Raw genomic sequence first — 21,217 nt, 5'->3', positions numbered from 1 at the left:
CGGCAAGGCAGGCGTGGCTATGGGGCCGACACGGCAAGGCTATCGCGGCGCGCCGCCACCGCCTCGCGCAGGCGGGCGATGAGCGGTTTCAGGCGTTCGTGTTTCATGGTCATGGCCGCCTTGTTGACCACCAGCCGCGTGCTGATGGGGGCGATCAGCTCGCGCGGCTCCATGCCGTTGGCCCGCAGGGTATTGCCGGTATCCACGATATCGACGATCTCGTCGGCCAGGTTCATCAACGGTGCCAGTTCCATGGCACCGTAGAGCTTGATCACCTCGGCCTGGATCCCTTGCTCGGCGTAATAGCGGCGCGCCACGTTGACGAACTTGGTGGCGACTCGGCGGCGGGCCCGGGCCGGCTCGGCCCCGGTGACGCCGGCTGTCATCAACCTGCAGCGAGCGATCTCCAGGTCGAGGGGCTCATAGAGGCCCTCGACACCGTGCTCGAGCAGCACGTCCTTGCCGGCCACACCGAGGTCCGCCGCCCCGAGTTGCACATAGGTCGGCACGTCCGTGGCACGGATCACCACCAGCTTGACATCCGGCAGGTTGGTATCGAACAGCAGCTTGCGGCTCTTGCCCAGGTCCTCGGCCGGCTCGATACCGGCATCGGCCAGCAGCGGCAGGGTCTCGTCGAGAATGCGGCCCTTGGAGAGGGCCAGAATCAGTTGCTTGCTCATGGTCTCGCCTGTTGGTCGGCTCAGCCGGGAATACGCCTGATGCGTGCGCCCAGCAACTGCAATTTTTCCTCGATGCATTCATAGCCACGGTCGATATGGTAGATACGGTCGACCAAGGTTTCGCCCTCGGCCATCATCGCCGCGATCACCAGCGAGGCGGAGGCCCGCAGGTCAGTGGCCATCACCGGTGCCCCGGAGAGGGTCTCGACCCCGGTGATCACCGCGGTGTTGCCTTCCAGCGCGATGTCGGCCCCCATGCGGTTGAGCTCCTGCACGTGCATGAAACGATTCTCGAAGATGGTCTCCACCACCCGGGCGGTGCCCTCGGCCACCGCATTCATCGCCACGAACTGGGCCTGCATGTCGGTAGGAAAGGCCGGATAGGGCGCCGTGCGTACATTGACCGCCTTCGGCCGCCGGCCCTGCATGTCGAGCTCGATCCAGCCCTCCCCGGTGGTAATGGTGGCTCCGGCTTCCTCGAGCTTGGCCAGTACCGCATCGAGGATGTCGGCGCGAGTGTTACGTACCCGCACCCGCCCCCGGGAGAGCGCAGCCGCCACCAGGAAGGTGCCGGTCTCGATGCGGTCGGGCATGACGTCATGATAGGCGCCGTGCAGCCGCTCGACGCCCTCGATGACGATGGTGTCACTGCCATGTCCGCGAATCTTGGCACCCATCTTGATCAGGCACTCGGCCAGGTCGACGATCTCGGGCTCCCGGGCAGCGTTCTCCAGCACCGTGGTGCCGTCCGCCAGGGTCGCCGCCATCAGCAGATTTTCGGTGCCGGTCACGGTAACGGTGTCGAAGAAGATGGTGGCGCCATGCAGTCGACCATCGACCCGCGCCTTGATGTAGCCAGCCGTGACACTGATCTCGGCCCCCATGGCCTCCAGGCCACGGATATGCAGGTCAACCGGGCGCGAGCCGATGGCACAGCCGCCAGGCAGCGAGACATCCGCATGGCCGAAGTGGGCAAGCAGCGGACCGAGCACCAGGATAGAGGCGCGCATCTTCTTGACCAGCTCGTAGGGCGCATGACAGTCGGTGACCTGGGCGCCATCGAGCTGGATGCACATCCTGTCGCCCATCACGGCCTCGACGCCCATGTGGCCGAGCAATTCGAGCGTAGTGGTGATGTCCTGCAGGTGCGGCAGATTGCCGATGGTCACCGGCTCATCGGCCAGCAGGGTCGCGCAGAGGATCGGCAGAGCGGCGTTCTTGGCGCCGCTTGCCCAGACCTCGCCATCGACGGGGCCATTGCCGGTAATGATCAGCTTGTCCATGGAAGGTCGACCTTCAGGCCCCCTGGTTGTCGGTGGCGGCCTGCCACTGCCGTGGGGTGTAGGTCTTGATGCTGACCGCATGCAGGGCACCGGAGGCGATCTCCTCCGACAGCGCACCGTAGATCATCTGCTGGCGCTTGACCGGCGAAAGACCTTCGAAGACCTCGCCCACGGCCAGCACCTGGAAGTTGCAGCCTTCGCCCTGAATGTGGAACTCGCAGCCGTCGAGACGGCTCTCGAGCAGCGCCTTCACTTCGCTGGGTTGCATGGCACCGGCACTCCTGTGATTCGTAAACTCGTCGCGAACACGCCGCCGGTGGCCACGCAGTGACCGTCGGCAGCGAAAATGTCATGGCACGCCATGGTAAAGAAAAGCACCGCGCTTGGCGATGGAAACGAAGGAGAGGCTCAAGCGGCGACCGTCTCGCCGAGCGGTAGCAGGGTGTCGAGTCCCGCCAACCGGGTCAGGCGCTCGAGGGGGGCTGAAAGCCGAACCGAAGCCACCTCGACGCCGACATCACGGGCCTGGCGGCTCCACTCCAGCAGCACGCTGAGCGCGGCGCTACTGACACGGTCGACGCCGCTCAGATCGAAGACCACCTCGCTGCCGGCCGGTCGGCCAGCCAGCCAGGCATTGCCGGCCTCGGCCATCACCGAGGCGACCTCGAATCCGACCTCGCCGGTCACCACCAATCGACAGTCCTCGGCTTCCAGGCAGGAACTGCGCTGTTCAAGCAGGACGCTCATGCGTCGCCGCCCTCCTCCAGTTCCTCGACGGCAAGCTCGGGCGCCCAGCCGTCGATGACCGCGTCATAGTCGCGATTGTGGTCGCGCATCGCCTGGTCGAACTGATTGCGGAAGGTCAGCCCCAGGTTGATGCCGTTGACGATCACGTTGACCACCTTCCACTGGCCGTCGGAAAGGCGCAGCGAATAGCTGACGGGATAGACGGTGCCGTCGTTGGCTACCACCTCCATGGCTACGCTTGCCTGGTCCTCGTAACGCGAGGCCTGCTGGTTATCGAGCACCCGAATCTCGCGGTAGTCGAAGGTGACCAGGCCCCGGGCATAGGTATCGATCAAGGTCTTGCGGAAGGTCTCGACGAAGCGCGAACGCTGCTGCGGCGTGGCATTGCTGAAGTAGCGCCCCATGACACTGGCACCGATGTAGCGAAAGTCGGCCACCTCCTCGAGGCTATCGTCGACGATCGCCTCGAGCTCGTCGAGGTTGTCGGCGAAGTATTCCTCTTGCCCTTCGATCCGCGTCATCAGCTTGTCGATGCTGGCGCGAATCATCTGCTCCGGATTCTGGTCGGGCTGGGCAGCCATCAGCGGCAACGCCATCAGCAGCAGGCATAGCCCGGCGAACAATGCGCGAAGGTTCAATATCTTCATCTTCTTCACTCCTTGACCATGCTGGTCACGAACTGCTGGATCAACTCCTCCAGCACCAGGGCAGACTGCGTATCTCGCAGGGTATCACCATCGGCGAGGGTCTCGGGCGCCCCGCCCATCGAGAGCCCCACATACTGCTCACCGAGCAGGCCCGCGGTGAGGATGGCGGCGGTACTGTCCTCGGGCAGTTGGCCTTCCAACTGGCCGTCGAGCTCCATCACCACGCGCGCATCGTACCACTCGGTATCCAGCTCGATGACCTCGACGCGCCCCACGGTGACACCGGCCAGGGTAACCCGCGCGCGCGGCTTGAGGCCGCCGATGCTGGCGAAGTTGGCTTCCAGTCGGAAGGTCTCGCTTGGCAGGGCGAGGCTCATGCCACTGACCCTCAACCCCAGGAATACCAGGCCCAGGATACCGGCCAGCATGAACAGGCCGACCCCGAGCTCCATTGTCTTGCTGCGTTTCATGCGTTTGCTCCGAACATCAGGAAAGCCCACCGAACATCAAGGCGGTGAGCACGAAATCCAGGCCCAGTACCGCCAGGGAGGAATACACCACCGTGCGAGTGGTGGCACGCGAGATGCCTTCCGAGGTGGGAATCAGGTCATAGCCCTGGTATACCGCGATCCAGGTCACCACCAGGGCGAACACCAGGCTCTTGATCAGGCCGTTGCCCACGTCGTCAATGAACTCGACGCTGGCCTGCATGTTGCCCCAGTAGGAGCCCTCAAAGACGCCGAGCCATTCGACACCGACCAGTTGGCCTCCCCATACGCCCACCACGCTGAACCCGATGGTCAGCAACGGCAGGGCCACGAAACCGGCCCAGAGACGCGGTGCGACCACGCGACGCAACGGGTCGACGCCGATCATCTCCATGCTGGTCAGCTGCTCGGTGGCCTTCATCAGACCGATCTCGGCAGTCAGCGCAGAGCCGGCGCGCCCGGCGAACAGCAGCGCCGCCACCACCGGTCCCAGCTCGCGCAACAGAGAGAGCGCTACCATCTGCCCCAGCGCCTGCTCGGCGCCGAAGTCGACGAGGATAGTGTAGCCCTGAAGGGCTATCACCATGCCGATGAACAGCCCCGAGACCAGTACGATGGCCAGCGACATCACGCCGACGAAGTGCATCTGCCGCACCCAGAGGTAGACGCCCTCGCGGGACGGAACTCCCACCGCCGACTGGCCGAGGAAGATCCCGGCCCGACCCAGTGATTCCAGCAGCTCGCAACCATGCCGCCCCAGGCGTCGAATCCGGTCGATCATCGCGGCCCCCCGCTGCCCAGGATATCGGCATGGAAGTCGATCGCCGGATAATGGAAGGGCACCGGTCCGTCGGGCTCGCCATGCATGAACTGGCTGACGCGAGGATCAAGGTCCGCATCGAGGCTCGCCGGCGTGCCATGGGCCATTACCTGGCCGTCGGCGATCACGTAGACATAGTCGGCGATGGAGAGCGTCTCCTTGATGTCGTGGGAGACCACCACCGCCGTCAGTCCCAGGGCGTCGTTGAGATGCTTGATCAACTGCACCAGGACGCCCATGGAGATGGGGTCCTGGCCGGCGAAGGGCTCGTCATAGAGGATCAACTCCGGGTCAAGGGCGATGGCGCGCGCCAGCGCCACCCGACGCGCCATGCCGCCGGAGAGTTCTGAGGGCATCAGTTCCCGGGCCCCACGCAACCCGACGGCCTGCAGCTTCATCAGCACTACGTCACGAATCATCGCCTCGGGCAGATCGGTATGCACCCGCAGCGGGAAGGCCACGTTCTCGAAGACATCGAGGTCGGAGAACAGCGCCCCGCTCTGGAACAGCATGCCCATGCGCCGACGCAGCACGAACAGCGCCTTGCGCGACAGTGCATGGACATCCTGACCAGCGATGCTCACCCGCCCCGCATCGGGGATCAGTTGCCCACCGATCATCTTGAGCAGGGTGGTCTTGCCGGTACCGCTGGGGCCCATGATGGCCGTGATCCGACCGCGCGGGATCACCAGATCGACGCCGCGGAAGATCTCCATCTCGCCACGCGAGAAGTACAGGCTCTCCACTTCCACGAAGGGGGAGTCCGTCATCGCTTTACCATCCTCGAGAATATTATCGAACATCGTATCCTAACCATGACGCGACGCGCCAGCGCTCTCGTGTCTTGCACCCCTCGGGCCCGACATGTTCAATGTGCGCCCTCCACTTACCGTCTCGGACCTTGCCATGCTTCTCCCCCTGCTGATCGTCGCACTCGGCTTCCTCGGCCTGCTGTGGAGCGCCGACCGCTTCGTCGGGGCAGCCGCGGCCACCGCCTGGCGGGCCGGCATGAGCACCCTGCTGGTAGGGATGACTGTCGTCTCGCTGGGCACCTCGGCACCGGAGATCGTTGTCTCGGTGATGGCCTCCCTGGATGAGGTACCCGACCTGGCCATCGGCAATGCGCTGGGCTCCAACATCGCCAACATCGCCCTGGTGCTGGGCGTGACGGCCCTGGTAGTGCCGATCCCCGTGCGCTTCTCCATCGTGCGCCGCGAGTTGCCGCTGCTGCTGGGCGCCACCGGCCTGGCCGGCTACACCCTGGCCAATGGCCACCTCGACCGCTTCGATGGCCTGCTTTTACTGATGCTGCTGGTGTTCAGCCTGTGGTGGCTGTTCCGCGCCGACACCCCGGATGACGAGATGGCGGGGGAGATTCCCGGCATGGCACTGGGCCAGGCCCTGATCTGGCTAGCAATCACCCTAGTGATCATGGTGGCCAGCTCCCGCGCCCTGGTGTGGGGCGCCAGCGAGCTGGCCCGGGGGCTCGGTATCAGCGAACTGGTGATCGGGCTGACCGTGGTGGCCATCGGCACCAGCCTGCCGGAGCTGGCGGCCTGCGTAGCCAGCGCCCTCAAGCGCCACCACGATCTGGCCATCGGAAACGTCATCGGCTCCAACCTCTTCAACATGTTGACCGTGCTTCCGGTGCCGGCGTTGCTCGCCCCGGGGGCGACGAATCCCGCCGCGGCCGGCCGCGACTACCCGGTGATGCTGGTCCTGACGCTCGCCCTGGGGGCGCTGCTGCTGTGGAACCGCCGCGGCCACCTGGGGCGCCTGCCCGGGGGCCTGCTGGTGCTGAGCTATGCCGGCTACCTGACGTGGCTCGGCATCGCGGGGTCTCCCGCCGTCGGCTGACCCCTTGAGTGAAACCTCACTACGGGCAACAATCACCGCCATGACCAACGACACTCCCCCTGCCGCCGGCACGTCCCTCCTGCGCGAAAGTGCCCGCCGCACCCTGGAACTGGAACAGCAGGCCATCGCCGCCCTGGCCGGACGCCTCGACGACGCCTTCGACCACGCCTGCGAGCTGATCCTGGCCTGCCGCGGACGCGTGGTGGTCACCGGCATGGGCAAGTCGGGCCATGTTGCCGGCAAGATCGCCGCCACCCTGGCCAGCACCGGCACACCGGCCTTCTTCGTGCATCCCGGCGAAGCCAGCCATGGCGATCTGGGCATGATCACCCCCGGCGATGTGGTGCTGGCCCTCTCCAATTCCGGCGAGACTGCCGAGGTCACCGCCCTGCTGCCGCTGCTCAAGCGCATGGGGGCACCACTGATCAGCATGACCGGCCGCCCGGGCTCGACCCTGGCCCGACATGCCGAGGCCCACCTGGATGCCGGCGTCGAACGCGAGGCCTGTCCGCTGGATCTGGCCCCGACCTCATCCACCACCGCCGCCCTGGCGCTCGGTGACGCCCTGGCCGTGGCGCTGCTCGAGTCGCGCGGCTTCACCGCCGAGGACTTCGCCCTCTCCCATCCCGGCGGGAGCCTGGGCAAGCGCCTGCTATTGCGAGTCGCCGACCTGATGCACCGGGGCCGTCGACTGCCCAGCGTCGCCCTCGGCAGCCCGCTGCGTGATGCCCTGCTGGAGATCACCCGCCAGGGGCTGGGCTTCACCTGTGTGGTCGATACCGACGGTCGCCTGGCCGGGGTCTACACTGACGGCGACCTGCGCCGTACCCTCGACCAGCACAGCGACCTCACTCGACTCGTCGTCGACGATGTCATGACCCGTCCCGGCAAGCGTATCGCTCCCGACACCCTGGCCGCCGAGGCGGTGCGCATCATGGAGGACAACCGCATCTCGGCACTGGCCGTGGTCGATGCCGACGGCCACCCGGTTGGCGCCCTGCACATGCATGACCTGCTCGCCAGCGGCGTCATCTGACGCCCTTCGCCCACCCCAAGCCCCAGACTGCTGGAGACACCATGAGCCTCGATTCCCCCCTGCTCGACAGCCACCTCGTCGACCGCCTGCGTCACGTACGCCTGCTCGCCATGGACGTGGACGGCGTGCTCACCGACGGGCGCCTCTACTTTCAGGCCGATGGCGTCGAGATCAAGGCCTTTCACACCCTTGATGGCCATGGCATCAAGCTGGCGCAGCGCGCCGGTATCGTGGTCGCCCTGATCACCGGTCGCGATTCACCGATGGTCAGCCAGCGCGCCGCTGCGCTGGGCGTCAAGCATGTCTTCCAGGGGGCCGAGAAGAAGCTTACGGTGCTGCGTGAACTCTGCACCCGTCTAAGCCTGGATCTCGATCAGGTCGCCTACTGTGGTGACGACATGCCCGATGTGGCCGCCATCCGGCGTGCCGGGATCGGCATCAGCGTGCCCAGTGCACCGGCCTATATCCGCAAGCATGCCGACTGGGTCACCGCATCCGTGGGCGGGCATGGTGCCGTCCGCGAGATCTGCGACACCCTGCTCCAGGCCCAGGGGCACTGGGATGCTGTACTCGACACCTACCTGCACGGCACGACCTGATCCATGCGCCTGCCGCGTCCCGGCTTTCGCACCGGCCTGTTCCTGCTGCTGTTCGCCCTGGGCGGCGGACTGGCGTTGCTCGACACGCGAGACGACTCGCCCCCCGGACCCGTGCCAGGGAGCGAGGCCGGCGAGCCGGACTACTATCTGGAGGATGCCCAGCTGACCCGTTTCGATGCCCAGGGGCGCCCCCATCAGCGGCTCGATACCCCACGCCTGACCCATACCCCGCATGACGACGTCACCCGCCTGGAGCGTCCGCAGGGGCGGCTACTGGACGACTCGGGGCGGGTCTGGCTGGCCAGCGGCGAGCGCGGCACCCTGGGGGCGGGCGGCAACCCGCTGACCCTCTCCGGCGATGCACGACTCCTGGCCCCCGCCGAGCGCTGGCAGCTCGACACGGAGGTACTACACTTCGACGCCGACAGCGGCCATGCCTGGAGCGACACCCCCGCCCTGCTGCGCCAGCCGCCCCAGCGGATGCGTGGCGAGCGCTTCGACGCCTGGATCAATGACAGTCGCGCCCGGCTGACCGACAATGTGCGCGGCCACCATCCGCCCGACACCCGCGAGGAGCCCGAGTCATGATACGCCCCCCCTTCACCCCTCTACTGACCCTCGGCATCATCGCCCTGCTGCTGGGCAGTGCCCCGACCCTGGCCCTAGAGGGTGATGCCAGCGCCCCGATCGAGGTGGAGGCCAATCGTCTCGACCTCGATGATCGCGCCGGCACCGCGGTCTACACCGGCGACGTGGACATCCGCCAGGGCAGCATGCAGCTGACCGGCGACCGGGTGGAGATCCGGCGCAACGACCAGGGCCTGCTGACCCTTGCCACCGCCACCGGCGACCGCGCCTACATCGAGCAGAAGCCAGCCCCGGATGAGCCCATGGTCCGGGGCTGGGGGCGCACCATCGTCTACCATGTCGCCGAGCGCCGCATCGAGCTGATCGACCGAGCCGAACTGCACCAGGGTGGCGACACCTTCGATGGCGGTTATCTGGAATACTTCCTCGACCGCCGCGTGGTTCAGGCCCGCGCCGATGCCGAGGGCGTCGAGGGGCGCCAGCGGGTGCGCATGACCCTCGAACCCGAGCAGCAGGACGGCCAGTGATGAAGACCCTGAGCGCCCTCCATCTGGCCAAGAGCTATAAGCGACGCCGGGTGGTACAGGACATCAGTCTCTCCATCCAGCAGGGCCGGATCGTCGGACTGCTCGGCCCCAACGGGGCCGGCAAGACCACCTCGTTCTACATGATCGTCGGCCTAGTGCGCGCCGATGCCGGGTCGGTGGCCATCGACGACCTCGACCTTTCCAAGGCGGCCATGCACGAGCGAGCCCGGGCCGGTATCGGCTACCTGCCCCAGGAGGCGTCGATCTTCCGCAAGCTGTCGGTTGCCGACAACATCATGGCGATTCTCGAGACCCGCAAGGATCTCGATCGCATCGGACGCCGAGCCCGGCTCGAGAAGCTTCTCGAGGACTTCCACGTGACGCATATCCGCGACAACCTCGGCATGAGCCTCTCCGGGGGTGAGCGACGTCGTGTGGAAATTGCCCGGGCGCTGGCCACCGAGCCCGCCTTCATCCTGCTCGATGAGCCCTTCGCCGGCGTCGACCCCATTTCAGTGGGCGAGATCAAGGGCATCATCCGCCAGCTGAAAGCCCGAGACATCGGCGTGCTGATCACCGACCACAATGTCCGTGACACGCTCGACATCTGCGACACGGCCTACATCGTCGGTGACGGCCGTATCATCGCCGAGGGCGATGCCGAGGCTATCCTTGCCAACCAGCGCGTCCGCGAGGTCTACCTGGGCGAGGACTTCCGTCTCTGATCGCAATCATCTGATATGTCTGTCGTTGTTCAGCGACGGCATAAAGATTGCGCTTGGCACAATTATTGCTTTTTTGATCTTGCAAGCTCCCCCGGACAGCGGCTAGTGTTGGGGTTTTCGGCAAGCCGAGGACACTCCTCTCATGGCCATGAAGGCGTCCCTGCAGTTGCGCGTCGGTACCCAGCTGACCATGACGCCCCAATTGCAGCAGGCCATTGCGCTGCTGCAGCTTTCTACCCTGGACCTGCGCCAGGAGATCCAGCAGGCGCTGGAGTCCAACCCCATGCTCGAGGTCGCGGACGACTTCGGTGAGCAGGCAGTCAGCGAAGCCGACGACGACGAGTGGGCCAGCGAGATCCCCGACGAACTCAGCACCGACAGCGACTGGTCCGACACCTATCAGGATCTGGGTACCGCGCCCGCCGGCGGTAGTGGCGAAGGCCCAGACTTCGAGCGCCAGGCGTCGGGCCAGAGCCTTCAGGGCCATCTGGCTTGGCAACTGGCCATGACTGACCTGGATGAACGCCAGTTGCGCATCGCCGAAAGCCTGATCGATGGCGTCAACAGCGACGGCTACCTGACCCAGCCCCTGGAGGAGATCCGTGACGGCCTCAGGGCTCAGGGCCTCGAGGGACTCAAGTCCCACGAAGTCGAGCAGGCGCTGTTGCGCCTGCAGCAGTTCGAGCCCACGGGGGTCTTCGCCCGGGATTTGCGAGAATGCTTGTTGCTGCAGCTGGCCAGCCTGCCCGACGACACTCCGCTGCTACCCCAGGCCCGGCGCCTGGTTCGACAGTTCCTCGAAGCACTCGCCGGCGACGACCGCCGCCTGCTCAAGCGCCGCCTCGGCCTCGACGAGGACGCCCTAGACACGGTAATCGAGCTGGTGCGCTCGCTGGATCCACGCCCCGGCAGCGCCTTCAGCGACAGCGACAACACCTACGTCATCCCCGACCTCATCGCCCGCCACACCCGCGATGGATGGCAGGTGGAACTCAACCCGGAAGCCATGCCACGGCTGCGCATCCAGCCTGACTACGCCGCCCTCATCCGGCGGGCGGACAAGAGTGAAGACAACCAGTTTCTCAAGGACCATCTGCAGGAGGCGCGCTGGCTGATGAAGAGCCTGTCCAGCCGTAACGACACCCTGCTGCGGGTGGGCCGCGAGATCATGGTGCGTCAGCTGGATTTCCTGGAGCACGGCGAGGAGGCGATGAAACCGCTTATCCTGGCCGACATCGCCCAGGTCGTCGAGATGCACGAATCGACCATCTCGCGGGTCACCACCCAGAAGTTCATCCACACCCCACGCGGGATGTTCGAGCTCAAGTACTTCTTTTCCAGCCAGGTGGGGGGCGGCAGCGGCGAGGGCGATGCCCACTCCAGTACTGCCATCCGGGCACGTATCCGCAAGCTGGTCCAGGATGAGCCCCCTCGCAAGCCCCTCTCCGACAGCATGCTGGTTAGCCTGCTCGGCGAGGCTGGGATCAGCGTCGCGCGGCGCACGGTCGCAAAGTACCGTGAAGCTATGGGCATCCCGTCTTCCAGCGAACGCAAGCGACTGCGCTGACCTCCATCCGGTGACGCCTCTGCAACCCCTGGCCCTGTGCCGCTATGTACACGCAAGCGATTGAAATGTCGCCGGTCGTTCGCCTCTCGAATCCCCTGGGCCGAGGGGGTATGCAGGACAGCAAAAAGGGTTACAATCGAGCCATATCCCGAAAGAGCAAGGAGCGTGTCATGCAAGTCAACATCACCGGCCATCATGTGGAACTGACCGACGCCCTGCGTGACTATGTGCAAGAAAAGCTCGCCCGCGTGGAACGCCACTACGACAACATCACCACCGTGCAGGTCACTCTATCGGTAGAGAAAGAGCGCCAGCACGCGGCTTGCACCCTGCATGCTGCCGGTGCCGACCTCCATGCCGAAGCCATGGAAAACGACATGTACGCCGCCATCGATGCCCTGGCCGACAAGATCGACCGCCAACTGGTCAAGCACAAGGAAAAGGCCCAGGCCCGCGCCCAGGGCGCCGGCGCTCGCTGATCCGTCATGACACTGGACGCCATCCTGCCCCCCGAGCGCACGCTCTTCGATGTACCCGGGGGAAGCAAGAAACGGGTGCTGGAGTTCTTCAGCACCTTCATCGCCCAGAATACGCCGAGCCTCGACAGTCAGGAGGTCTTCAGCCGACTGATCGGACGCGAGCGACTGGGGAGTACCGGCATCGGCAACGGGGTCGCCATTCCCCATGCCCGCAACCCCCACTGCAAGGCTCCCATCGCCGGCTTTCTGAAGCTGAACGAGCCGGTGGACTTCGACGCCATCGACGGGGAGCCCGTGGATCTGGTCTTCGTGCTGCTGGTCCCGGAGGAGGCCGACGAGGCCCACCTGGCTCTGCTCGGCCAGGTCGCCGGTGTAATGAACGATGCCGACACCCGTGCTCAGCTGCGTCACAGCACCAGCCAGCGCGAAACCCATGAACGCCTCATGGAGGCGATCCGACGACAGGCCTCGACCGGCGCTCAGGGGGGCTGATACCTTCCGCCTCGGGCCTGCCCGGCCATCCCCATGACCAGGAGACCCGCATGCAGCTTGTGATCATTAGTGGCCGGTCCGGCTCCGGCAAGTCGATCGCGCTGCAGGCGCTGGAAGACCTGGGCTATTACGCCATCGACAACCTGCCGGCGATGCTGCTCGGCCCTCTCGTCGATGAATTGCAGGATGACAGCTCCCTGCGCTCCTCGATCGCCGTCAGCATCGATGCCCGCAACCTGCCCGACGCCCTGGAACGCTTTCCCGAACTGCTCGAGGAGCTGCATGACCGCCAGGTCGACTATCAGGTGGTCTATCTTACCACCGACGCGCGCGTTCTCCTCGAGCGCTACTCCCAGACCCGTCGCCGGCATCCCCTGACGCGCGGCAGCGACATGACGCTCGCCGAGGCGATCGATACCGAGGAAGAGTCACTCTCCGAAATCCGCGATCTGGCCGACCTGGTCATCGATACCACACGTCTCTCGGTGCACGAACTCCGGGGTCGCATCGCCGACCAGGTTGCCGGCCACCGAGCCGAGCGGATGACCCTGACCGTGGAGTCCTTCGGCTTCAAGCGCGGTGTACCGCTGGATGCGGATATCGTCTTCGATGCCCGCTGCCTGCCCAATCCTTATTGGGATCCCGCGCTGCGCGATGCCACGGGACGCGACCCCAGCATCATCGCCTTCCTCGCCGGCTATCCGATCGTCGGCGAAATGCTCTACGACATTCTCGCCTGGGTGGAACGCTGGCTGCCGCACTATCAGGCCAGTCAACGCAGCTACCTGACCGTGGCCATTGGCTGCACCGGCGGCCAGCACCGCTCGGTCTACCTGGCCACGCGTCTGGCCGACCAGCTGGCGAACCGCCATGACGGCGTGCGACTGCGCCATCGTGAACTGGGCGTGCAGGTCACGCTAGCCGCCGGCCAGGAACTGGCCGGGGACAACCCCACGCAGGAAGGAACCTGACGCGTGCCGAGACGCAAGCTGACCCTGACCAACCGGCGCGGCCTGCATGCCCGCGCCGCCACCAAGTTGGTGCAGTGCTGCCAGCCCTTCGATGCCAAGGTCACCGTGTACCGCGGCGACCAACAGGCCGACGCCGACAACATCATGTCGCTGCTGATCCTCGCCGCGCCCTGCGGCACCGAACTAGAGGTGTGCACCGAAGGCAAGGAAGCAGACGCGGCGATGGAAGCCATCGAGTCGCTATTCGAGGCGCGCTTCGAAGAAGACGGCTGACGCGTCAGCCGCCCGCCACCATCATCTCGTCGACCAGCCAGCTACCGGTATGGATGCTGCCACGGGTATCGATATCGTCCCCGATACCGATGAGGCCCTTGAACATCGTTTCCAGGTTCCCGGCGATGGTGAACTCCTCCACCGGATGCTGGATCTTGCCACCCTCGACCCAGAAACCGGCGGCGCCACGGGAGTAGTCGCCGGTCACGCCGTTGACCCCCTGCCCCATCAGCTCGGTGACCAGCACGCCACGCCCCATGCGGGCGAGAAGCGCCTCGCGGCTCTCCAGCGGCGCGGTGATACGCAGGTTGCGCGCCCCACCGGCATTGCCGGTGGTCTCGAGGCCCAGGCGCCGGGCGCTGTAGGCCGAGAGCATGTAGCTGGCGAGACGACCGTCGCGAACGAAGACATTATCACGGGTCTGCACGCCGTCGCCGTCGAAGGGCGAACTGGCCATGGCGCCGACTTCCATGGGCCGCTCGCCAAGGCTGAACCAGTCAGGAAAGAGCGGGGCGTTGAGCCGGTCGCACAGGAAGGAGGCCTGGCGATAGAGGGCGCCACCGGCAATCGCGCTCATCAGGTGGCCGACCAGGCCACTGGCGAGGGACGGGTCGAAGAGCACCGGCATCCGCCCTGTGGCCGGTCGCCGGCCCCCGAGTCGCTGCAGGGTACGGCGGGCGGCACTCTCGCCGACCGCCTCGGCAGCGGCCAGGTCGCGGGGCGCACGAGCGCTGGTGAAGTCGTAGTCGCGCTGCATGCCGTTCTCGTCCTCGGCAATCAACATGCAGGAGAGCGAGTGGCGGCTGCCGCATTGGCTGCCCAGGAAGCCATGGCTGTTGGCGTAGACGCGTACCCCTTCACCGCTGGACAGGCTGGCCCCGTCGGAGCTCTTGATGCCTGCAATGCCGCGACCGGCCGACTCACAGCGCAAGGCCAGGTCGGTGGCCTCGTCGATGGAAAGCGGCCAGGGATGGTGGACATCCAGGTCTGGCAGCTCGGTGGCCATCAGCCGCGCATCGGCCAGACCCGAGGCCGGATCCTCGCCGGTGTGACGAGCGATTGCCAGGGCCTTCTCGACCACGGCACGCACCGAGGCCTCTCCGGCGTCGCTGGAGGAGGCACTGCCCTTGCGCTGCCCCACATAAACCGTCACGGCAATCCCCTGGTCCCGGGACAGCTCGACTGTTTCCACCTCGCCCTCGCGGACACTGACGCCGACGCCCTGATCGACGCTGGCCCCCACTTCGCAGGCATCGGCGCCCAGCCGACGGGCCAGGTCCAGGGCCATCCGGGCGCGACTCTCCAGCAGGGTCTGCTGCGCGGCGGCATCGAAAGCCTGTGTCATGAACGTCTCTCCTCACTCGGCCGGCCATCGGGCCGGCCCTGTCGATGGTGCATTGTCCAGCCCCATGCCACGGGCTGATATACTGTTGCGCAATTCGATCCCGACTGACGTGGAACCGGCATGACCCAGGAAGACCTCTCCCCGGCCGACGAGCGGCCCAGCAAGTCCCAGCTCAAGCGCGAGATGCAGGCCCTGCAGCAGCTCGGCGAACAGATCATCGCCATGAGCGATGCCCAGCGCGCCCGCTTCCCGCTCTCCGACGACCTGCTGCGGGCCATCGAGGAGACGGGGCGCATCAAGGCCCGCGAGGCCCGCCGACGCCACATGCAGTACGTCGGCAAGCTGATGCGCGGCGAGGACCTCGACGGCATCCAGGCGGTGTTCGACGAGATCGAGAACGAGACACTGCGTCGTGACCATGCCTTCCACCGCCTGGAGGGTTGGCGCGATCGGCTTATCACCGAGGGCGAAGACGCCGTCGAGGCCTTCGTCAGCGAGTTTCCCGAGGTCGACCGCCAGGCCCTGCGACAGCTGATCCGCAATACCCGCCGCGAGCAGGAGCAAGGCAAGCCGCCGACCAATGCCCGCCGGCTATTCCGGCTGATTCGCGATACCGCGGGCTTGTAAGGCTGACACCGATTGAGGCTGATCCGGCGGCAGGCCCCGGGGTGGCGGACCATCGAGGAGGCGCTGTGAACCCACCCTTGGGCGCTACCGATGCCATCCATGGCATAGGACCTCCTCTTTGGCCTGCCCCCGGCACCCCTCGCTTCACTTAGCGACAGTAACGATCTCCGCCTCAGGACTGAGTCCCACCCACGGTCAGCTCATCGAGCTTCAGGGTCGGCTGGCCGACGCCCACCGGTACGCCCTGCCCCTCCTTGCCGCAGACACCGATGCCGGTGTCGAGCTCCATGTCATGGCCGATCATCGAGACTCGGCCCATGGCCTCGGGGCCGTTGCCGATCAGGGTCGCCCCCTTCACCGGCGCGGTGATCCTGCCGTCCTCGATCAGATAGGCTTCGCTCGCCGAGAAGACGAACTTGCCGGAGGTGATGTCCACCTGGCCGCCGCCGAAGCTCACCGCATAGATGCCCCGCCTCACGCTCTTCAGGATGTCTGCCGGGTCGTCATGGCCGGCGCGCATGTAGGTGTTGGTCATGCGCGGCATCGGCAGGTGGGCGAAGGACTCGCGCCGCGCGTTGCCGGTCGGCGCCATGCCCATCAGCCGCGCATTGACCTTGTCCTGCATGTAGCCGGTCAGGATGCCGTCCTCGATCAGGGTGGTGCTCTGACCCGGGGTCCCCTCGTCGTCGACGGAGAGCGAGCCGCGTCGATCGGCCAGGGTGGCATCGTCGACCACGGTGACGCCGGGTGAGGCGACCCGCTGGCCGATCCGTCCGGCGAAGGCCGAGCTGCCCTTGCGGTTGAAGTCCCCTTCCAGGCCGTGGCCCACCGCCTCGTGGAGCAGGATGCCCGGCCAGCCCGGCCCCAGCACCACCGGCATCTGGCCGGCCGGCGCGTCGACGGCCTCAAGGTTGACCAGCGCCTGCCGCACCGCTTCCTTGGCATAGCGCTCGGCGACGTTCTCGTCGCGCAATCGCTGCATGGCGTAGCGGCCACCACCGCCGGCGCTGCCCCGCTCGCGACGCCCGTTGCGCACCGCGATCACGCTGACATTGAAGCGCACCAGGGGCCGGATATCTGCCGCCAGGGTGCCGTCGCTGGCGCGCACCAGCACCACCTCGTGGACTCCGGTGAGCGAGGCACTGACCTGGGACACAGCGGGATCCGCCGCCCGGGCCACTCGGTCGGCAAGCTTGAGCATGGCGATCTTGTCTTCGGCGGAGAGGCCGGTGAGCGGATCGACACCGGCATAACGAGCCTGGCTGCCCATGGCCACACCCGGCGCCACCCCCAGTCGGTCACCGTGGCGCACGATACCGGCGGCGGTGCGACCGGTCTCGGCCAGGGCATCGGCGGTGATCTGATTGGAGTAGGCAAAGCCGGTCTTTTCGCCGGCCAGGGCACGCACTCCGACCCCACCGTCGATATTGTAGCTGGCCTCCTTGACCTCGCCGTCCTCCAGCACCCAGCCCTCGTGCCAGCTGCGCTGGAAGTATAGGTCGGCATAGTCGATGCCCGGGCCCATGGCATGGCCGAGCCCGGCATCCAGGGCTGCGAGGTCGAGGCCGCCCGGCGTCAGCAGAACGGCGGTGGCCTCGTCGAGCATGGCGTGAGTCTGTGATGTCATTCGGCACTTTCCAGAGAGATCCGCGGCGAGGTCCAGGGGCCTTGCACGCGATAATGGATTCGGGTCACGCGGTCGATGGCGTCACCGAACAGCTTGTCAGCGATAAACAGGGCGCCGCCGACCACCGGGGCACCGGCGAGTACTGCCGCCAGTGGCAGGTTGCTGCTCACCGGAACTGTGACGGCCAGGCGCTGGTCGAGTTCCCGGCGCGCCAGGTCGACGCTGCCGTTGAGGGTGAAATGGGTCGCCGGCCCTTCGATCTCCACCGGGCCGCGGGTTTCCAGCACTCCACCATACAGGGTAGCGGCACCCGTGACACGATCGAAGGCGGTGCCCTGGCCGGTGACATCGGAGAAATCGAGCCTGAGCCGGCGCAGCAGGTTGTCGACGTTGAGCAGCCCGACGACCCGCGCCGAGGGCGACTCGATATTGACGAAGCGTCCATCGCGCAGCGCCACCTCGAGACTGCCTCGGGAGCGAGCCAGGGCGAACTGCCAGGGGGCCCCCGGCCAGGCCAGCTGGCTCGACACTCGGGTCTCGCCGCTGCGCACGGACACCGGCTGGCCCAGTGCCGCCAGGGCAGTGCCCAGGTCCCGGCCATCCAGGTCGAGACGCGCTCGGGTCAGGCTGTCGCCGGCCCCGCTCGCCTCCCACACCAGGTTGCCATGGGCGCTGATCTGGCCCAGCGTTAGGCCCAGGGGATCGACCACCAGCCGGTCTGCCGACGACCGCCAGCGCCCCTTGAAGGGGCCGAGACGCTGCCCTTTCCAGGCGATCTCGGCGATTCGCAGCCGGCCGTCGGGCACGGTCTCCAGCCCCTCCGGCAGGGGGGCCGCTTCGGGCGGTACAGCGAGCTCGTCCAGCAGCTGGCCGCTGCCGCTGGCCGGCGGTACCAGGGCATCCAGTGACAAGCGGTCCAGCATGATATCTAGCGGGGCCCCGAGGTCGGGTCTGTATGACAAACGTCCACTGGCCAGGCTGCCGTCCAGATCCAGCTCCCAGTTCCCGCCTCGGGTATTTCCCTGCATTGCCAAGGAGCCTAGGCAGCGTGACTGCACCTGCAGGCAGTCGGTGCGGATGGCCAGCGATGCGATGTCTGAAGAGCCACTGCGGCGATCCTGCGGGATCAGCGGGGACAGCGCACGTGCCCAATCGGCCAACGGCAGACGCGGCTGATAGGCTGTGACGCTCCAGCCCGAACCGCGATGCCAGGCGTCCGGTCGGCGTCCCAGCCACGCCTGACCCTGCGAGGAGGCGCCACCGTCGAGCTTGCGCCAGCGCAGACCCAACCGCTCGCCCAGCCGGCCATCAATGCGACCCTCGGTCAGGTCGAAGGTCAACTCCAGGGGGAGGCGTGCCTCTCGGGTCTTGCCCAGCGGATCCGACAGGGCGATGGCCAGCCCTTCCAGGCTGCTGTCGAGTCGCAACGTGACGTCGTCATCATCGGTCGCCAGGCGCCCCCGCCAGGGCAGCCGTCCCTCGATCAAGTCACCAAGGCCCGGGATGCCGCTCCAGTCGGCGATGGCCTGAGCTTCGGCCGTGCCGGCCAGGTCGAGTTCCCCATCGAGGGTGTCGATCTCGCTGGTCACGGGCCCGCCCAGCAGCCGCCCCGTCAGCCGCCCCTCCAGGCCGCCCTCCTCGCCACGCTGACGCCAGGCGAGGGGACCCTGGATGTCACGGAACACCAGCTGCAGGGGAGCATGGACGAGTCTCGGGAAATCCGCCTGGGTGTCGATGTCCAGTGCCAGGGAGCCGGGCTCGCTCAGCGTCAGGGCGAGGTCCAGGCTGCCGGACGCCCGGCCCTCACCCTGCCAGTCCTCCACCGCCGCCATGCCTTCGACGGGCAGCGCCATCAGGTAGCGCCGCAGCGCCTCGGCGGAGGCCTCGAGCCCGCTACTGACGGTGAGCCGCTCCTCGGCCAGACGAACCTCACCGGCGCGAGCTTCGACCCCTAGGCTCTCGGCGCGGTCCACCTCCGCCGTCAGGGTCCCGTCAACCATCCGCAACCGTCCGCTTACCCCCTCGAGAGTCGGCCAGTCGGGCGCAAAGGGCAGGCGCCCCTCTTCCACGTCCAGGGCCAGCTGCAGGGCCGGCTCGATACGCTCGCCCTCTCGACTCAGTGGCACATGCAGCCGCAGCGAGCCCTCTGGCACGCGTCCGGCCACCCCGCCGGCCAGCCAGTCGGCGAGTTCTGGTCCCAGCACGCCCACCGGCAGCCAGTCGACCAGCGGCGTCTCGATGGCATCCACATCGCGGAAATCGAGCTGCAGCCCAAAGCCCCCATGCTGGCCACCGCCCACCGAAAGCCCAAAGCCTCCCTCGACCCGGGCCCCGTTCCAGTCAACCTCGAGCTCGCGTCCGCTGACGAAGCTGCGTGGGCCATCATAGGCCCAATCGATCACGCCGCTGACGCGGGAGAGCGCCATGGGCGGGCCGAACACGCGCGGAAAGTGCAGCCGGCTGTCGCGGCCGGCGAACTCGACATGGCCCTTGAGATCCCGCGAGGTCACCCAGACATCCAAGGGCCCGCCCCCGGGAGCATTCTGCCAGGGGGACACCTCCACCTCGGTGGCCGAGGCCCGGGCGATCCAGTCGCCTCCCTGCCGACCCAACCCCAGGCCAGTCACCTGTCCACGCGGGTCCAGGCTATCGATCACCCGAGCCAGGGCCTCGGGCAGCGGTAATCGGTCGCGCCAGGCGGCCAGGGCCCCGAGATCGAACTCGCTGGTGTTAAGCCACCAGCCGTCATCGCGGCTGCGGGCATGCCAGTACTGTGGCACGGCCGGCCCTGTGGCCGTTTCTTCGCCATTCCCTTCGGGCCTTGCCCAGTCGGCGCTGCGTGCATCACCTTCGAGCCAGGCCTGCCAGCCCGATGCTTCACGCAGCCACTGGCCGCGAGCCGTCACCCGATTGAGCACGATGGCCGGGGGTGACGTTGCGTCGCCGTTCGGCTCGGGCTGGCTCAGGGCCAACAAGGGCGCATCGACATCGAGGCGCAAATCGGCCAGGCGGCCGGCATGCCAGCGGCCCCAGAGGCGCGCCTCGCCGCTAGCTGCCTCCAGGCGCAGGGCGTCGCCGTAGCCCAGCACCTCGGAAAGCCCCAGCAGGCTGTCGAGGCGCATCTCGGCCTGCAGCGCCGCGTTGAAGTCGGCCAACCCGGAGGGCCCGGGAATCAGCTCCATCACCATACGGATGGCCTGCTCCCGCTGTCCTTCCACCAGCACCTCGCCCTCCAGGCGTGTACGGCGCGCGTCTCCGGTCATTACCAGGCGTGGCGCCTCGAGTACGGCACGTGTCTTCTGGCCGTGCAGCACCAGGCTGAGCTGGTCAACCCAGGCGCTCTGGCGCAGCAGCATGCCGACCCAGAAGTCGAGACGGTCGAGGTCGAAGGCGGCCTCGGGAAGCAGCTCGAGGGGAATCTCCGCTGGGGCCGGCCAGTGCCAGCGCCCGGCCTGGTCCTGATAGAGGTGCACGGTCACGCCCTGCACCCGGGCATCGGCCACCAGGGGCACGCCGGCGGCCAGGCTGGCCAGGCTATCCAGGCGCAGCTGAGCCTGCTCTACCTCGAGCAGCGGGACATGCCCCAGCCCCCCACGCGAGCGGATCAGCAGGTCGTCGATCGCCAGGTGCGGATCCAGCCCCCGCACGCCGGCCGTCAACTCGTCCAGTTCCACCACCGCATTGAAGCGCGCCGAGAGCAACCGCTCCAGTTGCGGTGCCTGCTCCTCGAGCAGTATGGGCAGCAGGCGCAGCACCAAGGTCAGCACCGCCAGTAGCCCCAGCAACAGCGCCACCAGGGTCAACAGCCAGCGAGAGACAAGCCGGGTCAGGGACATGGG

23 protein-coding genes are annotated in these 21,217 nt (G+C 66.9%); 12 read left to right on the top strand and 11 right to left on the bottom strand.

Annotated features, from left to right (window positions below):
- Nucleotides 1-17 precede the first annotated feature (17 nt).
- The 8 genes from hisG to BMY30_RS03065 form a co-directional block, all read right to left on the bottom strand.
- Nucleotides 18-680, bottom strand: a complete 663-nt coding sequence (hisG, locus tag BMY30_RS03100) for an ATP phosphoribosyltransferase (RefSeq protein ID WP_089710503.1) — start codon at nt 678-680, stop codon at nt 18-20.
- A gap of 20 nt (nt 681-700) precedes the next feature.
- Nucleotides 701-1,963, bottom strand: a complete 1,263-nt coding sequence (gene murA, locus BMY30_RS03095) for a UDP-N-acetylglucosamine 1-carboxyvinyltransferase (protein WP_089710501.1) — start codon at nt 1,961-1,963, stop codon at nt 701-703.
- Nucleotides 1,964-1,976: 13 nt separating this feature from the next.
- Nucleotides 1,977-2,231 carry a BolA family protein gene (locus BMY30_RS03090; RefSeq protein WP_089710498.1) on the bottom strand — a complete coding sequence of 85 codons (255 nt, stop codon included), beginning with the start codon at nt 2,229-2,231 and terminating at the stop codon, nt 1,977-1,979.
- A 140-nt stretch (nt 2,232-2,371) separates the two neighbouring features.
- Complete coding sequence (locus BMY30_RS03085) at nt 2,372-2,710, bottom strand: STAS domain-containing protein (protein ID WP_089710496.1); 339 nt, start codon at nt 2,708-2,710, stop codon at nt 2,372-2,374.
- Complete coding sequence (locus tag BMY30_RS03080; RefSeq protein WP_089710493.1) at nt 2,707-3,357, bottom strand: MlaC/ttg2D family ABC transporter substrate-binding protein; 651 nt, start codon at nt 3,355-3,357, stop codon at nt 2,707-2,709. Before BMY30_RS03080 ends, BMY30_RS03085 begins: the two co-directional genes overlap by 4 nt.
- Before the next feature lie 5 nt (nt 3,358-3,362).
- A complete protein-coding gene (gene mlaD, locus BMY30_RS03075) occupies nt 3,363-3,827 on the bottom strand; it encodes an outer membrane lipid asymmetry maintenance protein MlaD (protein ID WP_089710491.1) in 465 nt (154 codons plus the stop codon).
- Between the two features lie 16 nt (nt 3,828-3,843).
- Nucleotides 3,844-4,626: a lipid asymmetry maintenance ABC transporter permease subunit MlaE gene (mlaE, locus tag BMY30_RS03070; protein ID WP_089710489.1), complete on the bottom strand. Its 783-nt coding sequence runs from the start codon at nt 4,624-4,626 to the stop codon at nt 3,844-3,846.
- Nucleotides 4,623-5,435, bottom strand: a complete 813-nt coding sequence (locus BMY30_RS03065; RefSeq protein WP_089710488.1) for an ABC transporter ATP-binding protein — start codon at nt 5,433-5,435, stop codon at nt 4,623-4,625. The genes mlaE and BMY30_RS03065 overlap by 4 nt, the downstream gene beginning before the upstream one ends.
- A 136-nt stretch (nt 5,436-5,571) precedes the next feature.
- On the opposite strand from BMY30_RS03065, the gene BMY30_RS03060 reads away from it, so the two are divergent.
- From BMY30_RS03060 to BMY30_RS03010, 11 genes are all read left to right on the top strand, one after another.
- Nucleotides 5,572-6,522, top strand: coding sequence for a calcium/sodium antiporter (locus BMY30_RS03060; protein WP_089710486.1), 951 nt, complete (start codon nt 5,572-5,574; stop codon nt 6,520-6,522).
- 40 nt (nt 6,523-6,562) lie between these two features.
- The gene (locus BMY30_RS03055) at nt 6,563-7,558 is read left to right on the top strand and encodes a KpsF/GutQ family sugar-phosphate isomerase (protein ID WP_089710483.1); all 996 of its coding nucleotides are present in this window, start codon (nt 6,563-6,565) and stop codon (nt 7,556-7,558) included.
- Nucleotides 7,559-7,599: 41 nt separating this feature from the next.
- Nucleotides 7,600-8,157, top strand: coding sequence for a KdsC family phosphatase (locus BMY30_RS03050; RefSeq protein ID WP_089710481.1), 558 nt, complete (start codon nt 7,600-7,602; stop codon nt 8,155-8,157).
- A gap of 3 nt (nt 8,158-8,160) precedes the next feature.
- Entirely contained in the window at nt 8,161-8,745 is a 585-nt protein-coding gene (gene lptC / locus BMY30_RS03045; RefSeq protein WP_089710479.1) for an LPS export ABC transporter periplasmic protein LptC, read from the top strand.
- Nucleotides 8,742-9,272, top strand: coding sequence for a lipopolysaccharide transport periplasmic protein LptA (lptA, locus tag BMY30_RS03040; RefSeq protein WP_089710477.1), 531 nt, complete (start codon nt 8,742-8,744; stop codon nt 9,270-9,272). The genes lptC and lptA overlap by 4 nt, the downstream gene beginning before the upstream one ends.
- Nucleotides 9,272-9,997: an LPS export ABC transporter ATP-binding protein gene (gene lptB / locus BMY30_RS03035; protein ID WP_089710475.1), complete on the top strand. Its 726-nt coding sequence runs from the start codon at nt 9,272-9,274 to the stop codon at nt 9,995-9,997. The genes lptA and lptB overlap by 1 nt, the downstream gene beginning before the upstream one ends.
- 142 nt (nt 9,998-10,139) lie before the next feature.
- Nucleotides 10,140-11,564, top strand: coding sequence for an RNA polymerase factor sigma-54 (locus BMY30_RS03030; protein ID WP_089710473.1), 1,425 nt, complete (start codon nt 10,140-10,142; stop codon nt 11,562-11,564).
- Between the two features lie 170 nt (nt 11,565-11,734).
- A complete protein-coding gene (hpf, locus tag BMY30_RS03025; RefSeq protein WP_089710471.1) occupies nt 11,735-12,043 on the top strand; it encodes a ribosome hibernation-promoting factor, HPF/YfiA family in 309 nt (102 codons plus the stop codon).
- A 6-nt stretch (nt 12,044-12,049) separates the two neighbouring features.
- Complete coding sequence (gene ptsN, locus BMY30_RS03020; protein ID WP_089710469.1) at nt 12,050-12,535, top strand: PTS IIA-like nitrogen regulatory protein PtsN; 486 nt, start codon at nt 12,050-12,052, stop codon at nt 12,533-12,535.
- A gap of 50 nt (nt 12,536-12,585) precedes the next feature.
- Entirely contained in the window at nt 12,586-13,506 is a 921-nt protein-coding gene (gene rapZ, locus BMY30_RS03015; protein WP_089710467.1) for an RNase adapter RapZ, read from the top strand.
- Nucleotides 13,507-13,509: 3 nt separating this feature from the next.
- Nucleotides 13,510-13,779, top strand: coding sequence for an HPr family phosphocarrier protein (locus tag BMY30_RS03010; RefSeq protein WP_089710465.1), 270 nt, complete (start codon nt 13,510-13,512; stop codon nt 13,777-13,779).
- 4 nt (nt 13,780-13,783) lie between these two features.
- On the opposite strand, the gene pmbA is transcribed toward BMY30_RS03010, so the two are convergent.
- The gene (pmbA, locus tag BMY30_RS03005; protein ID WP_089710464.1) at nt 13,784-15,124 is read right to left on the bottom strand and encodes a metalloprotease PmbA; all 1,341 of its coding nucleotides are present in this window, start codon (nt 15,122-15,124) and stop codon (nt 13,784-13,786) included.
- 120 nt (nt 15,125-15,244) lie between these two features.
- On the opposite strand from pmbA, the gene yjgA reads away from it, so the two are divergent.
- A complete protein-coding gene (gene yjgA, locus BMY30_RS03000) occupies nt 15,245-15,751 on the top strand; it encodes a ribosome biogenesis factor YjgA (protein WP_089710462.1) in 507 nt (168 codons plus the stop codon).
- Between the two features lie 172 nt (nt 15,752-15,923).
- Here the strand turns inward: yjgA and tldD are convergent, their stop codons facing one another.
- Both tldD and BMY30_RS02990 read right to left on the bottom strand, forming a co-directional pair.
- Entirely contained in the window at nt 15,924-17,378 is a 1,455-nt protein-coding gene (tldD, locus tag BMY30_RS02995; RefSeq protein ID WP_089710460.1) for a metalloprotease TldD, read from the bottom strand.
- The gene (locus BMY30_RS02990) at nt 17,375-21,214 is read right to left on the bottom strand and encodes a YhdP family phospholipid transporter (protein WP_089710458.1); all 3,840 of its coding nucleotides are present in this window, start codon (nt 21,212-21,214) and stop codon (nt 17,375-17,377) included. The genes tldD and BMY30_RS02990 overlap by 4 nt, the downstream gene beginning before the upstream one ends.
- Between the last annotated feature and the right edge of the window lie 3 nt (nt 21,215-21,217).

This window comes from Halomonas daqiaonensis, assembly GCF_900109725.1.
In the GTDB taxonomy this organism is placed as follows: domain Bacteria; phylum Pseudomonadota; class Gammaproteobacteria; order Pseudomonadales; family Halomonadaceae; genus Halomonas; species Halomonas daqiaonensis.
This window is presented reverse-complemented; position numbering and strand designations above follow the sequence as displayed.

Coding starts and splice junctions, on each gene's coding strand:
- hisG (WP_089710503.1), bottom strand. CDS start 680: ATGAGCAAGCAACTGATTCTGGCCCTCTCCAAGGGCCGCATTCTCGAC.
- murA (WP_089710501.1), bottom strand. CDS start 1,963: ATGGACAAGCTGATCATTACCGGCAATGGCCCCGTCGATGGCGAGGTC.
- BMY30_RS03090 (WP_089710498.1), bottom strand. CDS start 2,231: ATGCAACCCAGCGAAGTGAAGGCGCTGCTCGAGAGCCGTCTCGACGGC.
- BMY30_RS03085 (WP_089710496.1), bottom strand. CDS start 2,710: ATGAGCGTCCTGCTTGAACAGCGCAGTTCCTGCCTGGAAGCCGAGGAC.
- BMY30_RS03080 (WP_089710493.1), bottom strand. CDS start 3,357: ATGAAGATATTGAACCTTCGCGCATTGTTCGCCGGGCTATGCCTGCTG.
- mlaD (WP_089710491.1), bottom strand. CDS start 3,827: ATGAAACGCAGCAAGACAATGGAGCTCGGGGTCGGCCTGTTCATGCTG.
- mlaE (WP_089710489.1), bottom strand. CDS start 4,626: ATGATCGACCGGATTCGACGCCTGGGGCGGCATGGTTGCGAGCTGCTG.
- BMY30_RS03065 (WP_089710488.1), bottom strand. CDS start 5,435: ATGACGGACTCCCCCTTCGTGGAAGTGGAGAGCCTGTACTTCTCGCGT.
- BMY30_RS03060 (WP_089710486.1), top strand. CDS start 5,572: ATGCTTCTCCCCCTGCTGATCGTCGCACTCGGCTTCCTCGGCCTGCTG.
- BMY30_RS03055 (WP_089710483.1), top strand. CDS start 6,563: ATGACCAACGACACTCCCCCTGCCGCCGGCACGTCCCTCCTGCGCGAA.
- BMY30_RS03050 (WP_089710481.1), top strand. CDS start 7,600: ATGAGCCTCGATTCCCCCCTGCTCGACAGCCACCTCGTCGACCGCCTG.
- lptC (WP_089710479.1), top strand. CDS start 8,161: ATGCGCCTGCCGCGTCCCGGCTTTCGCACCGGCCTGTTCCTGCTGCTG.
- lptA (WP_089710477.1), top strand. CDS start 8,742: ATGATACGCCCCCCCTTCACCCCTCTACTGACCCTCGGCATCATCGCC.
- lptB (WP_089710475.1), top strand. CDS start 9,272: ATGAAGACCCTGAGCGCCCTCCATCTGGCCAAGAGCTATAAGCGACGC.
- BMY30_RS03030 (WP_089710473.1), top strand. CDS start 10,140: ATGGCCATGAAGGCGTCCCTGCAGTTGCGCGTCGGTACCCAGCTGACC.
- hpf (WP_089710471.1), top strand. CDS start 11,735: ATGCAAGTCAACATCACCGGCCATCATGTGGAACTGACCGACGCCCTG.
- ptsN (WP_089710469.1), top strand. CDS start 12,050: ATGACACTGGACGCCATCCTGCCCCCCGAGCGCACGCTCTTCGATGTA.
- rapZ (WP_089710467.1), top strand. CDS start 12,586: ATGCAGCTTGTGATCATTAGTGGCCGGTCCGGCTCCGGCAAGTCGATC.
- pmbA (WP_089710464.1), bottom strand. CDS start 15,124: ATGACACAGGCTTTCGATGCCGCCGCGCAGCAGACCCTGCTGGAGAGT.
- yjgA (WP_089710462.1), top strand. CDS start 15,245: ATGACCCAGGAAGACCTCTCCCCGGCCGACGAGCGGCCCAGCAAGTCC.
- tldD (WP_089710460.1), bottom strand. CDS start 17,378: ATGACATCACAGACTCACGCCATGCTCGACGAGGCCACCGCCGTTCTG.
- BMY30_RS02990 (WP_089710458.1), bottom strand. CDS start 21,214: ATGTCCCTGACCCGGCTTGTCTCTCGCTGGCTGTTGACCCTGGTGGCG.